General features: G+C 35.8%; 17 protein-coding genes and 3 tRNA genes. 5 read left to right on the top strand and 15 right to left on the bottom strand.

Features of this window, described 5'->3' with window-relative positions; translation table 11 throughout:
* Positions 1-17: 17 nt before the first annotated feature.
* The 7 genes from PP175_RS26410 to PP175_RS26440 all read right to left on the bottom strand — a co-directional run bounded on the left by PP175_RS26410 (position 18) and on the right by PP175_RS26440 (position 3751).
* Positions 18-401 carry a hypothetical protein gene (locus tag PP175_RS26410; RefSeq protein ID WP_272444096.1) on the bottom strand — a complete coding sequence of 128 codons (384 nt, stop codon included), beginning with the start codon at positions 399-401 and terminating at the stop codon, positions 18-20.
* A gap of 252 nt (positions 402-653) precedes the next feature.
* On the bottom strand, positions 654-962 hold the full coding sequence (locus PP175_RS26415) for a hypothetical protein (protein WP_272444097.1): 309 nt from the start codon (positions 960-962) through the stop codon (positions 654-656).
* 224 nt (positions 963-1186) lie between these two features.
* Positions 1187-1624: an aminoacyl-tRNA hydrolase gene (gene pth2, locus PP175_RS26420; RefSeq protein WP_442870502.1), complete on the bottom strand. Its 438-nt coding sequence runs from the start codon at positions 1622-1624 to the stop codon at positions 1187-1189.
* A gap of 263 nt (positions 1625-1887) precedes the next feature.
* Positions 1888-1962, bottom strand: a tRNA-Asn gene (locus PP175_RS26425).
* Positions 1963-2997: 1035 nt separating this feature from the next.
* The gene (locus tag PP175_RS26430; protein WP_272444099.1) at positions 2998-3447 is read right to left on the bottom strand and encodes a hypothetical protein; all 450 of its coding nucleotides are present in this window, start codon (positions 3445-3447) and stop codon (positions 2998-3000) included.
* 153 nt (positions 3448-3600) lie between these two features.
* Positions 3601-3674, bottom strand: a tRNA-Gly gene (locus tag PP175_RS26435).
* A 1-nt stretch (position 3675) separates the two neighbouring features.
* A tRNA-Arg gene (locus PP175_RS26440) sits at positions 3676-3751 on the bottom strand.
* Positions 3752-3949: 198 nt separating this feature from the next.
* Here PP175_RS26440 and PP175_RS26445 point away from each other — a divergent pair.
* Positions 3950-4312, top strand: a complete 363-nt coding sequence (locus PP175_RS26445; RefSeq protein ID WP_272444100.1) for a hypothetical protein — start codon at positions 3950-3952, stop codon at positions 4310-4312.
* A 52-nt stretch (positions 4313-4364) separates the two neighbouring features.
* Here PP175_RS26445 and PP175_RS26450 read toward each other — a convergent pair whose 3' ends face one another.
* Genes PP175_RS26450 through dnaN form a run of 3 tightly spaced genes read right to left on the bottom strand, consistent with a single transcriptional unit; the run spans position 4365 to position 6107 of the window.
* A complete protein-coding gene (locus PP175_RS26450) occupies positions 4365-4640 on the bottom strand; it encodes a PQ-loop domain-containing transporter (protein WP_272444101.1) in 276 nt (91 codons plus the stop codon).
* Positions 4637-4981 (bottom strand): hypothetical protein, encoded by a 345-nt coding sequence (locus tag PP175_RS26455; RefSeq protein ID WP_272444102.1) that lies wholly within the window; start codon positions 4979-4981, stop codon positions 4637-4639. Before PP175_RS26455 ends, PP175_RS26450 begins: the two co-directional genes overlap by 4 nt.
* Before the next feature lie 19 nt (positions 4982-5000).
* A complete protein-coding gene (gene dnaN / locus PP175_RS26460) occupies positions 5001-6107 on the bottom strand; it encodes a DNA polymerase III subunit beta (protein ID WP_272444103.1) in 1107 nt (368 codons plus the stop codon).
* Positions 6108-6668: 561 nt separating this feature from the next.
* On the opposite strand from dnaN, the gene PP175_RS26465 reads away from it, so the two are divergent.
* Together PP175_RS26465 and PP175_RS26470 are read left to right on the top strand one after the other, a co-directional pair.
* The gene (locus PP175_RS26465; protein WP_272444104.1) at positions 6669-7103 is read left to right on the top strand and encodes a hypothetical protein; all 435 of its coding nucleotides are present in this window, start codon (positions 6669-6671) and stop codon (positions 7101-7103) included.
* A 23-nt stretch (positions 7104-7126) separates the two neighbouring features.
* Complete coding sequence (locus PP175_RS26470; protein WP_272444105.1) at positions 7127-7681, top strand: hypothetical protein; 555 nt, start codon at positions 7127-7129, stop codon at positions 7679-7681.
* Between the two features lie 82 nt (positions 7682-7763).
* Here the strand turns inward: PP175_RS26470 and PP175_RS26475 are convergent, their stop codons facing one another.
* Positions 7764-8399: a hypothetical protein gene (locus PP175_RS26475; protein ID WP_272444106.1), complete on the bottom strand. Its 636-nt coding sequence runs from the start codon at positions 8397-8399 to the stop codon at positions 7764-7766.
* A 251-nt stretch (positions 8400-8650) separates the two neighbouring features.
* On the opposite strand from PP175_RS26475, the gene PP175_RS26480 reads away from it, so the two are divergent.
* Positions 8651-9130: a hypothetical protein gene (locus PP175_RS26480; RefSeq protein ID WP_272444107.1), complete on the top strand. Its 480-nt coding sequence runs from the start codon at positions 8651-8653 to the stop codon at positions 9128-9130.
* A 333-nt stretch (positions 9131-9463) separates the two neighbouring features.
* Here the strand turns inward: PP175_RS26480 and PP175_RS26485 are convergent, their stop codons facing one another.
* A complete protein-coding gene (locus PP175_RS26485) occupies positions 9464-9673 on the bottom strand; it encodes a hypothetical protein (RefSeq protein ID WP_272444108.1) in 210 nt (69 codons plus the stop codon).
* 303 nt (positions 9674-9976) lie between these two features.
* The gene (locus tag PP175_RS26490) at positions 9977-10945 is read right to left on the bottom strand and encodes a 3'-5' exonuclease (RefSeq protein ID WP_272444109.1); all 969 of its coding nucleotides are present in this window, start codon (positions 10943-10945) and stop codon (positions 9977-9979) included.
* Between the two features lie 258 nt (positions 10946-11203).
* Here PP175_RS26490 and PP175_RS26495 point away from each other — a divergent pair, with 258 nt between their 5' ends.
* Positions 11204-12355 carry a hypothetical protein gene (locus PP175_RS26495; protein ID WP_272444110.1) on the top strand — a complete coding sequence of 384 codons (1152 nt, stop codon included), beginning with the start codon at positions 11204-11206 and terminating at the stop codon, positions 12353-12355.
* Between the two features lie 910 nt (positions 12356-13265).
* Here the strand turns inward: PP175_RS26495 and PP175_RS26500 are convergent.
* Positions 13266-14744: a recombinase family protein gene (locus tag PP175_RS26500; protein WP_272444111.1), complete on the bottom strand. Its 1479-nt coding sequence runs from the start codon at positions 14742-14744 to the stop codon at positions 13266-13268.
* Complete coding sequence (locus PP175_RS26505; RefSeq protein WP_272444112.1) at positions 14741-14950, bottom strand: hypothetical protein; 210 nt, start codon at positions 14948-14950, stop codon at positions 14741-14743. Before PP175_RS26505 ends, PP175_RS26500 begins: the two co-directional genes overlap by 4 nt.
* Positions 14951-15134 lie beyond the last annotated feature (184 nt).

Consider the following 15134-nt stretch of genomic DNA (forward strand, 5'->3'; position numbering starts at 1 on the left):
ACCTTTCGGTAAAGATTTCAAACAGCTTGTACTCGACCACATAACTCCCTCCTTACGTTTAATTTTCTCTTGGCATGGGTGGTTATCGGTTTTAACTGTAAACTATGCCTAGCAATCCGCACCACATGCGAATCGAGAGTCGTTATTTCGAGATGAAGTATTCCATTTTCATCCAACCATTCGTTTACTTGATGGTGGGATACCTCTTGATGAAATTCATAATTGTCGTCAATAAAATTTTTATACAAAGCATTGAGATTAAGCACCCCATTACATATAACGTCACGCAACAAAGTATTATTCATTAGGGAATGAGGGAATGCCTTTAATTGATACCTGTTATCCTGGTAAATACAACTATGTATAAATACTCGCTTATCAAATACTTTTAAAATGACCATTTTTATATCCTCCATCTTTATTTCTAAAACGTTTATCCATTACATCTATGTTAAAGGCAGTTATTTATCATCCAGACAGACAAAAGAGAGTATGTGAAGGGGAGTACACATACTCTCTTTAAAAATAGGGGGGAGAAGTTACCACTAAGGGGTAAAAGGGTAGTTGTTTACATGTGGTACACACAAATAACAACGAAAAACAGATGGCTAATCTGTTCTATATGCTTATCTTATCATTATTTTAGACTATAGTCAATATTTAATTCTTCGTCTTCTATTGTGTTGTTTCAGTGTGTTAAAAAAATGCTCTTGGGCGTTTCCATTGAGATTTGCTAACAATCGCATCGCTCTATTTTCATTTCGGTCAATCAAAAGGGTTTCCAGAATGCTTTTATAGAACGTAAAATTGCGTTCCTCGATATCCACCAAAACTTGTTTAGCGTTGGATGATTCAGCCCTTTGAATTCTTAGTGCTTTTCTTTCCTCAAAAGCCTTGATATAACGGTGAATCGGTTGATGCATGACTCTGTCGAATAATTCTTCTATGTTTACTGTTTGCATTTAATTTGTTCCTCCACAAATGTTTAGTGGCTTTATGTAACGTCTATTTTAAGTAAAACGATTACGCACACCATGTATAATAGTCCATTATATACTGTTTTTAGTCTATAGTCTATATATTTCTTTTCAATGAAAAAAGCACGAATCCAATGTCGTGCCTTCTATCTCTTGTAGGTACAATAGAAATCTGGGTTTTTCCAGCGTCTAGTGACTATTTCATTTCATTAGAGTAAGGTAAGGTTTCCTGTTATGCTATCAATGGCATCCGCATCAGCGGGACCTATCGCTAGGCATGTCTTTGTCCGTACACCATGAAATTCGGTTTGACCAGAATCCGTAATTAAGGCTACGGGTAAATTCGCATCTTTTGCTTGGTGATAAATTGAAACCAATTCCTCCTCCGAATTAGCACGTACACATATCTTCGTGAATTTATCATCCATCCAATCAAGCATGTCTAATGTAAGGGAGATTGGATATGTTTGTTCTTCTAACACAGGGTATCCCTTTTCACGGCAAAATGTCTCGAACATGTCCATGAAATTTTTATCTGTTTTTACTCTATCGAGAAATACTTTTAAAGCGGCGTGCGCACCCTGTGCTACCATCTTTCCTTTTCTCATATTCAAATCATTTCGCATGACAATCACTTGTTTAATCACTTTTATCATCCTTTCTACTTATCAAAAATAGCACATTTAATGGAACGATGGTAATTTTCTCTTCCTCTCGTCCGTTCCATTTTTACCCTTTCAATATAAAAGAGGATGGTTATTATCCCATCCCCTCGTTGTTATTGGTTACACCATTTTTGAGTATGTTGTACATACTGTGCTAAATCTTTGTATTCGTTGGATACTCGTCCGAGAAGTGCTTGTAAACGGGCATTCAGCCTATGTGTCTAATCATCCTTTTTATGTTTAAATGGCTCTGGAGGTCGGATTCGAACCGACAGCCCCCTGGTTAACAGCCAGGTGCTCCACCGTTGAGCTACTCCAGAATAAGCGGAGAGGGTTTATCGCTCCACCGACCTACCCTCGTCAGAGAGAACTCTGATTGGTTGTTTACATCATATCAATATTTTTTATTTTAGTCAATAGTGAATATCAAATATTTTATAGTCTAATTTGTTAAACAGCATGAAGTATGTGAACAAGAACAAAAAGAAACTGTTGTTCATGACAAACTTGTAGATACAGAGGCAAAAAAAGAAACGGCATCTGATGGAACAGAAACCGTTTCAGCAATAAATGTTCAAACCACTTCTAATTCTCGGCAAAGGAAAAAGTGGTTGAAACGTACGATAAACAAGTTAATGAAAATACGAAAGATATGTCGTTTGGAGAGGATTTTATACGTATAACGTATAAAGAATCCACTCGTAGAACAACAAGCTGACTTTTCGACTGAATTCGTTCTGCAAGTTGAACGAGAAACAAAAGAAAGCCAATTAATACAGCACTCATAATTACATTCGTAATTGTACACTAAAACCGACAACATTACCTGTCGTAACAGGTAAATATTGTACTCAATCCCCACCAATTGAGGTCGTTACAAAGGTCTCGATAGATTACTGCCATAACCTATCTGCGTGGGGCGGGTCACTCACGACCCTCCTCACTCCCTCTGCAACATTATCCCTAAACCTGTTTCCTGGCAGGAAATCAGGCTTACCTAATCCAAATTTTCCTACGACCCAACCTTCGTAGCTTTAAGTTCCTGCAAGCAGAGTTAAATTACAGGCACTCTCCCTCCCCAAGTCTTCTCTGAAAATCCCTCAGACTCTGCCATGCCCATCCAGTGCTTCGACATGGGGTACACCTCTGTTTTTACTCCTCTTGAAGCGTCTCGTCTCCAAACGTTCAACAGTTCAACGAGGATGATTCTCGACTACCAACCCTCAGATAGCCGAAGGATTAAGTCTATGTGTACAACGCGATAATCGCTACACGCTCTCTCCACTCCAGGAAAGGTTTCCTTATCCTTGTCCCACTCCCTTACTTGCTCAACCTTTAGTGGGCATTCCTAAGTATTATTTATGCAATTGAGGAAACGAAAATGGTTTAGTCGTTGAGTAATGAGACAATTTCCAATCATTATCCTCAAATACAAACTGTAAGTAATCATAGCTTAAAAATTCGTCGTTACTAAACAAATCTGGTGTCGTATCTGTCCCAAATAGGCTATCCGTCTCTCTGTCAGTTTCACGATGAACACGAACCAGCATATAGGAAAGACCATTCTGGTAGGTGTAATCTATAATATCTGCATCAACAAATTTTTGATTGCCGTAGACAAGAATACGATAATTTTTTGCTTCCAGATATCTCTGATACCCTTTAGACAATTTTCCTTCTAAAAATAAGCTAAACTTTCCTGTCAGAAAAGCATCTCCTACTTTAGCAAACACAATCTCCACATGTTCTTTAAATTGCTTCTCGTCAAAATATGGAAACTGTTTTTTTATTATTGAAATGTCCATTTGGGGGTTTCTTTTTTTGTTTATGAATTTCGGAACCATCCAAAATCCAGTGATTAACCATATCAATGGAAAGAGGATTATCGGGTAATAATAAGCTGGAATTGAGGTTGAAAAATGAATAAAACTCACCTCCACTGCCGTGAATAGTGGTATTGGAGCGGCTGATGGGAATCGAACCCACGTCATCTGCTTGGAAGGCAGAGGTTTTACCATTAAACTACAGCCGCATGGCGGGGATAGCAGGATTCGAACCTGCGACACTCGACTTAGAAGGTTGATGCTCTATCCACTGAGCTATATCCCCAAGGTAGTTTTATATCCTATACATTTTCTTCTCATGTATTCCTTTTTGATGGTTCTATCATAACACTATATTAGACTAAAGTCAATATATTTATATTTATTGTTTATATTCATTTATTAGTTGGAAAAGAACCGAATAAGATATACAGAACAGATTAAACAGGTGTTTAGATTAAACAGTTCAAAAGGAGAAATGAACATGAGAAAGTCTCACAACACTGAATTGATACGAACATTTTTTTCGGAAACGATGCCACGCATTGCAACCAATCTAGAACGGCTAGTTTCAACGATGGAACAAAATCAACAGAATCAAACACAGATGATTCAAGACATCGTAAGAGAAGGAATCGAACAGGTAAGTGCTACTTCCGCTCCCACTGACATCAAAGAACAGATTGAGCGCATGAGTAAAGAAGACGATAAAATGCTCAATCATTTCTTTCAAATTGCCAAATCAGGTTTGAATGGAAAAGAACAAACGGAACTGCAGAGGGCTTTTGATGACATGACGAAAAAGAGAAGAGAGAATTTTAAAGGACTTATAGCAAGTCTGAATTAGTAGACTAAAAAGAGGGCTGGATTACTTTTATCAAAGTACCGCCCTCTTTTTTTTACTTTTGTGTCCGATACACCATAAGCAGGGTCAGCATGATGACATCTATGACTAACGACAACGAGTTGGTCAGAAGAAAAGCCATGCCTGCATGATGTATCACCAAATAAATACCGTAAACCTCCATTAGTCCCATACCAAATAGGAACAGACAATACGTACTTAAATGAAAATCACCCACTGATTTTGTTTTTAAAATTTTAACAATCTGTGGAATGTTACCAACGGATAGAATAATCCCCCCCATTAACTGTAACACATCAAAAAAATTCATAACGACCTCCTTGAACGGTTTTCTTCCTTTTTCCAATATTGCCGATTCATTTCCGACACGATGACATTATCTTTGATTATCGGTTCATCTTTCTCTTCTCGAAATAAAGCGGGATAAGAAGAGGTTACAGATATGGTTAATGCCATTCCGCTACAGCCAAACCCAAATTTCTCTTGCATCAATTTTGCTACAGAAAGGATGTTAAACTTGGTATTCCCCTGGCTTTTATATTCCTCTACGCATTCATCAAACATATTCATGTAATCTTTTTGGCTAAATTTACGTTGATGGGTTAAGATAACGGGAATTTGGTCTGCTTTGTGTAATTGATAATTAAACATGTGATTCACCTCATTTTTTTTAGATAGAAGGACGAACTGGCAACACCATATGTTTATAGGCTTTGTTGCCCACCGCTTCCAAAATACATGGACTCATGTTATTGATAAATCCAAAGGACACCCGCTCACCAGCCATTACGGTTAAGGCTAAAAGTAAATAGCTCAAATTAAACGTGATGGATAAGGGTTCCCCTGTCATATTTGCTTCGATGGTCTCCTCGATATTTCCTGATTCCGTAGCAATCTGTACATCAACCACATCATCTTCAATTTTCAAAGAAACCAATGCCAACTTACTTTTTGGAATAAATACCGTTGCACGCTCCAAAATATTCAAAAGTGCGTTTTTATCGATAATCGCTTTTGTTACAGCCTTCATCCCAAATATTTTTTTGTATTGGATGAATTCACCCGTTAACAATGTCGTTTGTATCCTAACACCATCAACAATGAATAATAGTCCTTTATCAGAGAAAGAAATGTGAACTGTTGCATTCTTATATGACGCTAGAATTCGCCCAACTTCAACCAGCGAATCTACAGGAACAACGACTTCTTTTTCACCTGTCACTTCTGTTACCTTACAAATTTTAAGAGACATGCGGTATCCATCTGTGGAGACTAATGTCAGATAATTTCCTTCCACTTTAAATAAGATTCCTGAAAGAATCGGACGACTTTCGTTTTTAATCGTCGAACCCGATGTTTGCTTAATGCTTTCAATAAGGCTTACCCCATCTATTTCAAACGACGTGGTAGACGCAAACGATTCAAGTTGCGGATATTCGTCTGCATTTGCTGTTTTAATGGTCATTTTTGATGCTTCTATTTCAAGCACCAATTCATCATTCTCTGTCCTCAAAGTAATCTCGATATCTTTTTTGATTTTTTTCAAAATCGCATCTAACAGTTTACCTTCCACACACACGCTTCCTTGTTGTATAACGGAAGCCGAACAGTTAGAAATCACAGAAAGTACACCGTCCGTTGAAGTTAGGGTGACACCGTCTGCTTTGGCTTCGACGAGCAGATTTTTCAAGATAGGTTGTTCAGTTTTCGTTGGAATCGCCTTTAAGTTCATCCCTATCTGTTTTGCCAAGATTTTTTTAGGAATCTTAAATTCCACTTTTTCACCCCCTTTCCATCTTTATTGACTATAAACAATATTTTAGAATGATTAACTGCGTTTGTAAATGTGTTTGGTCATTTTTTATGTATGCGTAGGCAAAAAAAATAAGAGGGATGCAAAAAACACCCTCTTATCTCCTGTTACAAGTAGTTCTCCCCCTCAAAAGAACGCAACTTGTGTCAGGCAAGCAACTGCTCCAAAAGAAACACGTTGAGCTAACTTAGGAATTCTGAACTTTATCCCTTCGCTTTCGTTGATAAGTACAAAACATAACTTAACCAACAAATAGCTTAGTAAGATGGTTCCCACCTTAAGTAACATGTTTGCCTCTCCTTTTGTTTGTATTTGAAACACGAGAATGTGTGTTTCACCTAATTCATGTGTTTATTCATTATATGCACGTCCATTCAATTCATAAGAAACGGTAAAATAATGGGTTAGTTAATTAATTCTTTCCATTTTATTGACTATATGCTATAATACATTTACAGAATACCATAAGCAATTTATCGGGCTAAATCATGCCTAATCAAATATTTTGAAAGAAGGAACACAGCGATGATGTTAATAGATGTTATGAAAGAAGTATCTTTTGAAGGAGTAAAACGCCAATTGTTACTTACGCACCGCCCATTTGAAGGTGTAATGGACGAATTCAAAGCGTACTTTACAGCTATTCAATCCACCCCTTCAACCCTTCAACCTCTTGAAAGCCAAATTGTGATGAACCGTGAATTTTTTGAAACGGCTTATTTCATTCCGAATACAAAGCAGGATGTACGGGAATCCCTCACCACCTTTGTTCCATTAGAAACCATGCTGGCTTCACAGGTAAAACAACAAGACCTGGATGAACTGGATAAAGATATTATTGTGGCTGGTGCTTTGTGCATGCTCACCTCTAATGGAATCTGCTTTAACGAAGAGGAACGAAAACAGGAAATTGAGCGGACGAAAGAGCAGTTAAAAGAACTATCAAAAATTGCCATTTAATAAAAATAAGGACGGTATCAATCGTGGGAACGTCATCTTTGGCAGACCATTATATTTCTCGTTTTATGAATGAAGGAAGACCTTTTCTTATGCAGTTAATGGAACCTTTTCCTTGCCGTATTGATGAATCGTGTTATTGTTCATTCAATCCGAATCAAACACTACAGGATTATAAAGGTTCTCACATAACCGAACTTGATTATATTGAAAGTCCTGTACTCTTTTTTGATTTGGTCATCCAAAAGAACCGTTTATCGCTTCAAATGCCTGCTCTATCCATCTTTATCACGTTTGTTGACAGGTATGAACTCGTAGAGGCTGGCAAGCAAAAACCAGAGGCATTTCAACGAAGTTATGAATATCAATTTAGACCATCAGAAATCCAAGTACCTTTAAAACTGGAATCATATGAAGTCTTTTCTGCGACGGTGACAAGAGCTATATATGAATACCATCAGTCATTGATTGGGGCAATTTTAAACGGCAAAGTGGTTTCAATTGATGAAGGCTTTGTTCTGAAAATATCCGAGCAAGAAAGTAAAGTAATAATGGATGACAAATTTTTAAGTATGAACTAATAAAAGGAAGCCAGAGAGCTTCCTTTTATTTATTCTGTGAGACTCCCATCCGTGATTGGAGAAAAACAAGGAAAGCTTTCGCTTACCTCTCTTGCTCTTGTAGTGTTTTATATTTTTGTAAGAAATACATGATAGATGGTACAGTAGTGACTAACGCCCCCAATATAATGATTAGATTTTCTGTGATGGCAAAAAATCCAATCCAAAATGGTAATTTATATACGGGGATAGGGGTTACGTTCGATTGTTTCATACTGTTGGTTATCATATCGGACAAAAAATAAGCATCAGCCACAAAAAAGACAACAACTACACACATAACAAATGTCAACACTCCTTTGAATACTGTGGAGTCTTGAATCTTTTCTGCAGAATTTAAAATTTTTAGAAAAAGTGTAACTTCTTCATCCTTATTTTTACATTGGTCAGTTGATGAATTTTCCTCAGATGAATTTTTCTTCACAGATTTTGAGATGTAAGGCAGAAGTTGAAATAAGGATATCACAATGAGAATCATCGTAATTAATCCATTGTCCATTAGCCTTTCACTAACGATTCTTACTAATAGAATTAAAATAAAAAGAGGCAGTAACAAGATAGCACCCCAAACGTAAATGGGTCGCTGTGGATTTTTATATCTGTATTTGAAAAATAAAAAGCCACCGTAGAACAGTAATAGAACGATGAGTACGAACACAATCAAAAAAAACTTACTCAATTTACTCTCTCCCTTTAAACGATTTTCTCTCACAGTCATTCCAATTTTTATATGACGAATTGAGGAGAATTTATGCTCTTACCTTACCAAAATAATCCTTTTTAATAAATATAAAGATTTAATAAATTGCACATTGGCGAATAGCTTTAAGCAACAACGTTTATCTTAACAAACTTGTAAATAATATTTTACATATTATTATAAATAGACTACAATTGTATTAAAGATTAAAATATGAGGAGTGATAAAATATGCAAGTAAAAGTATTGGCTACATTGGAGTGGCATGAAGGTATTCCAGACGGAAAGCAAACCGTGTCGTTTGTTATTCCTGAATTTGATATTGCGAATAATAAAGAAGCGTGGGAAATTGGTCTTCAACTTTTAATTGAGTATGGCGTTCAACCTGAAACCATTAAGGATATTGAAACCTATAACGGTTCGCTTCAATTTTCTGCTCTGATGGGACGATTTGACCAACCGCTTGCACCGCATGCTACACGTTTTACCACAATGGCTGATGTCGAGATTACATACGACTATGTATGGGAACATCGGGGTAAAGTATACGAACTAAATGAGCTTTCGAATCAAACCGTTATTCCAATGGAAAAGAATTTCGAAACATGTGTGAAATGCGGGAGACCTTTAACCGAAGATAGTTCGAGAATAGAAAATTTAGCAGGGGTTACCTGTTGGAATTGTTATATGGAATCAAAGCAAACGAACTAACGTGTAACTAAAACCAATAAAAAAGGCATTCTCAATTACGATAACGGGTTCTCTTTTGAGGTGCAAACACTATAAATCGCATGATAAATGGGATGCTAAATCGCAATGTTTTAGCATCCTGTTTTTTGTTGGTATACCAACGTTTATAGCAAATTAACATACCAAATCGCATGGTAATTCGCAAAGCAAATAAACACTGGCGAATAAATTTTCTCTATTTGCTAATCGTGGACAGTGAATAAACGAATAAAAAGAAAAAAATACAAAGGGTAATCTACCTTTGTATTTTTATATACTTATCTTGGTTGAATGACGCACTACAAAATTATCGTTTTATTCGCATTGTGCTTTGAGAATAATTTTGGCTATTGCAATTTTTGCGTTGTTAAAAGTACGAGTCATTTTGCCATTGTATGTTCTCTTATCAACTCTTAATGTCTCCTGTTCCAATTTCAATATTTCATCGTTAATCTGCTTCGATGTCATATTTGCAAACCAACCTCTTTCTTGATAATCGTTTGCAAGAGAGCCTTTATCATACATTTTCATCATCCTTTTCTATTTCGTGAAATTTATCAAAAACGTTTTTGCCCATTCGTTTCACACTTTTTGCTTTCTCCTTTTATTATCTATCTCCTTCCTGTTCGTTAAGTTCAAAAGAACGCCTGTTACATAGAAACTACTATATGATATACAAAAGATTTTTAGAAAATGCAAAAACATGGCTAATTCGTTCGTGAATTGCCATGCTTTTTCGTGTGTTATTTAATCTGTTTTTTTACGTTTTGCACCTCAAAAGAGAACTCGTTACAATTATGAGGAATGCCTATTTTCTTTCCCTTTTCATTAGTTTCTGAAACTGCATAAATCATCTATGGTTTGAAGTTTTAAGAAGCGAAGAACGGTTTCACATAATGCATCAAAGTTAATGTTCTGCTTCACATCTTTGTTGTACCAGGTTCTTGTGTGAACATCAAAGTAGGCTGTGCCTACAGATAAGGTCACATAAAGTCTGCGAACGGCTTTGTTGGAAACGATTTTCTCCCAATACTTCACTCGTTTTACTCGATACTGAATTTCTTGCTCCTCTTTCGGCTCCTCTTCTACATTTGAATCTGCCTGCTCCAAGTCTGCATAAATGTCAACCGATGGGGTCTGAGATTCTTCCACCTCCATTTGTAACGCATAATTAAACAAATCAACCTGTTCATGCTGATTTTCCGCAAATGACGGATTAAACAACTGCGTGGCATACTTGTTCTTATAAATAAGGAGCATTTCGGCTGTTGCCATTGCATCATCTAAGGCCCTGTGATGATTAGTTAATTGGACGCCTAATTCCTCACACATTTCATTCAATTTGTGTCCAGACTTGTCGGGAAAATAAAGTTTAGAAAGTGGCAGAGTATCCACCACTTTATTCGTAGGATAAATACCCACTTTAGGGAAGAAGAACATGAAATATCTATCCCAATCGAATGTAGCATTATGAGCGACTACAATAGCATTCCTTAAAAACCGATAAAACTCTGGTAATACTTGTCCGTACACAGGCTTGCCCGCAACCATTTCATTGGTGATTCCTGTTATTTCGGTAGTCTTGGGATAAATCTTCCGTTCAGGATTAATGAGTTGGCTGTATGTGTCAATGATTTTTCCATCTTGTATTTTGACTGCCCCTATCTCAATAATCATTCCGCCCTTATCTGGTGAAAGGGCTGTGGTTTCTATATCCAATACAACAAAATCACTGCCTATGTGAAGAATATCATTCATTTCTTTTGCTTTTTCTATGGTGGTTTTTGCTTTTTCCACGGTCTCTCCTCCTTCTTCCGTTATGAACATAACCCCTGTTTTTTTAATTGCTATATTATAGTGAGGAAACGCCCACTTACATTCCTATGTATCATCCTTTTTATGATACAATTTATATTGTTTATAGTCAATAATTACATTTTTGTTTTTCATAGTGTCAATGTAAATAAATAAAGTGTATCAATTAAGTAAAATATAATTTACATATTTATTGTTTTAATATATAGTTTATGTATGTAATCCAGGAGGAAATATTGAATGAATACGTTAGTCCTATCTCTTAGAAAGAAGGAAATACATTTCGATGTTAAGGGAAATGTACAGGATGGAGAAGTAGTTGGGAAAGTTCATTGGTTTCGTGTAGTAAGAGATAATGATTACTTTTATATGAAGGAAAAACATTACGCTACATTAAAAGAAGCATTTAAAGCTCTCTATTCCAAGGTTAAACAGTATCCTAATACAACATACTTTCTCTACATGAACTATGAAGATAAAGTCATTGGAACAGAATGTACCACCCGTCTATTCAATGTACATATGTGTCAGAATGGTAAAGTGACGATTGACTTTGGATATGACCAAGATTTCTTTTGTTCACTCCATCCAAGGCAATCAACCATTATTTTTGAGGATGACCGAAACGAAGGAAACACCTTTCTGTTGGACTGGTTTCCCAAAAAACGCAATGTGAAACCTACTCCACTTCAAGCCCAAATCCAGTCCTTTAGAGAATTCAATGTGATGGATATTAAATTAAACGGACAGGTCAAGGATGAACAAAAAGCAAGGGTCTTTTCGGATTTGATGTTTTGCCTTAAAAATATCAACAAAATATTCACCATGACTGAATTTTTCGCTATTCGAGAAATTTTTTTCTCAAAATACAAAACTGCAAAGGGTAAATATGGAGCAAAACCATTAGCCATCTCCTTGAACCCACACTACCATGCCAATCGAGATTCTACTTATCATGAATACGGGCATTTACTTTTTGATGCGGGGCAAGAAGGCATTTATCGATATACGAACTCATACGGTTGTCCACGGGTTGACCGAACCAAAGCCATTGATAAAATGAATGACATCTTATCGCTTCTTTATGAAGAAACTACAATAACCGAGATAAAGAAACGAGCAGAATGGAAATCAAACCGCAGTAAATCCAAAGTGAAGTGCAAAAAAGTTGCCAAATACGAGGAGTATCTACTACAACCTACGGAAGTATTTGCTCGATTGTTTGAAGCTACTCTTCTCTTTTATGACCAGCAAAGAGGAGAAAACCTGGACTATAAACTGGATTTTACTGAAGAGGAAATTAAGAAAGCAGAACCTTTGCTGAAGGAGTATTTATCGCTTATTCGAGCCGATTACCAGGAAGATATACGTTTAGGAACTCCCGTTGTCTAACAAAAATAGGTAAAGCGTGAATTTAAAAGGACTAAACACAGTAATTGTTTTTGTTAGGAAATAGTGAAAGAGCCAACCTATTGACAGGCTGGCTCTTCTGAATGTTTCCAACTTGTTCCGTATATAAGATAAGACAGAACAAAAAAGACGGAAACACATTTTTCAGTTGTTACATTTTCCAGTTCAGATGTTTCAAAGGAAAGACTTTTCACTGGTTAAGAATCCAAACAGGAAGTTTGATTTAAGAAATTACCATTTCTTAAATGAACACGCATTAATTTGTGATAATTTCATTATATCATGAATTGCACTGGATATAACAGTCTATACAGGTCGTAGTCCGTTGAGGAATAGAAGTTTCTCCTCTAAGGAAGTTTACGAAGTTGTATCCAAACAGCATTCAAGACAGGAGAAAGTATTATTCTCGTTACATAATCATCTATCTTATTTCAAAAAAAGGAGGATGAACAAGATGCATATCTTTAAATCATTTAATCATACATTGAAAAAACTGCCCTATCCCCTTTTACTGCTTTTGTATATTTTTCTTACGGCTCTTCCGTTATGGATATATCAACAGATATCTCTCTTATCTACCCATGATTTCACACAAGGAATGGGTATTATTCTACTTCAAATCATTGTGCTGATAGCATTTCAAAAATATAAGAAACGAAAAAAAGAAGAGATTGTCACATCAGACGAATGTTTTGTTCTTCTTCCATCGACATTTCCTTTTTACCTCTTTTCTCTCTTTACAAGTCCCTATTTTCTTCACGTTTTATGTTTCATCCCTTTCTTACTGTCTTTGTTCATTCCCTATGCCTACATCTATAAGGCTGTAAGTTCTCTAAAATAAGACGCAATCCATTTGATAGAGGTGATTTCTCATTATTGAAAAATGACCTCTTTATTTTTTGAATTCGATTTCGACATAATCGGGATGTACCGTCACCCTATTAATAAAGTTTTGAACCACTACTTTTATTTCGGGTACGTTATTTTTTTTTACATATGTTTTGAACTGAGACAATAACTCCCGTATAATTTCGTCCGTTATGATAGTTTTAGACTTGGTTTGTTGTAAGGTATGGATATTTTGTATCAGGTTTTGTTTAACATTCTCTAATTCATCCATTTTTCGCAGGAAAGATTCATGTGTAAATCCTTTTGCTATCGCTGAAACGATATTTTCGATTTCATCTGATGTTTGTTTTAGTTGTTTGTGAAGTCTTCTTAATTCCGCTTGACTACTATCCTCTTTTTGAAAAATAAATTCATTTAACTTGTTTGTTAACAATGGGATTCTTTCTTCTTGAAAAAGATTTTGACAAAACACTTGAAGAACATAATCTTCTACATATTCCTTATTGATTTCTTTATTATGACATGTTTTTTTCTTATCTCGATTACCACAACGATACGTCACATATACGTTTTTATTGCGCCCTGCTACTCTTCGATTTCCTACCATAGCATGACCACATTCACTGCAAAAGATTAAACCTGAAAGTAAGTAAGTAGTAATCGCTCTATATGTACCTGACATTCTTTTGTTTCGCTTCATTTTTTCTTGTACTTTCATAAACTCATTTTCGCTAATAATAGCAGGAATCCCCCCTGGAATTTTGACAATTTCCTCTTCAGGTTTTCTTTGATTGCTTCTTTTCCCTTCCATATCTTTTCCAACTGATTTATTAAAAATGAACAACCCGTAGTACTTTTCGTTCACCAATAAATCGTGAATGCTATTTTTTCCAAACGGCTTACCTTTTTTCGTTTTATAGCCTAATTCGTTTAACTTCTTAATTATTTGGTTATAACCATATCCATCAAGGTACATGGAGTAGATTAAGCGTATACAGGATGCTTCTTGTTCATTAATAACATATTCTTTGGTCACTGGATGTACATCATAACCTAATGGTGGTTGCCCTCCCGTATGCTTGCATTGCAAAGCGGTTTCTTTCATACCCTTCATGACTTCACGCGAGAGATTTTTGCTATAATACTCTGCCATTCCTTCCAGAACGGATTCAAGTATGACGCTCTCAGGTGAATTATCTAGTTGTTCAAGAACACTAACTAGGCGTACTTTGTTTTTTGCTAGTTTTCGTTTGTAGAAGGCGCTGTCATATTTGTTTCTGGAAAATCGGTCAAGTTTGTGAACCAACACAGCCTCAAATTGACCATTAAAACTGTCTTCTATCAACCGTTGAAATTCGGGACGTTTGTCAACGGTAGCTGACTTAGCACGGTCAGCATAAATCTCAATGATATGAAAATGATGTTTCTTAGCATATTCTTCAATAGCTCGAACTTGTGCTTCAATAGATTCTTCCCGTTGGTTATCGCTAGAGTAACGAACATACATAACTGCAGACTTCATGATTCTGTTTCACCTATTACTCCGTTTTTAAATGATTGTATACCGATGTGACTTTCATAAATCTTATTTAATATTTTAAGTAAAGGCAAAATGGCTTCTTCATTCTCATAAAAAGATGGCATATTCGTTTTGGTTACTTCCGATTTAAACTTACGATGATAAAGATTTTCTCTTGAAATGATTGAATTAGCTATAATTTGAGCCAAAATAAGTTCCCCCTATTTATCAAATAACACGGCACTATTCATAATATTAAATTATTAGATATTATACCATGAGTTCTAAAGCATGTAAGAAAAAGTATCTTTTTTATTTTTTATTTATGTAAAATAAAATTTACATTTTTTATAAAATGTGATAGTTTTATATGTGTGATTCAATAACAGGGAG

It is taken from the genome of Aneurinibacillus sp. Ricciae_BoGa-3, from assembly GCF_028421645.1.
GTDB lineage: Bacteria > Bacillota > Bacilli > Aneurinibacillales > Aneurinibacillaceae > Aneurinibacillus_B.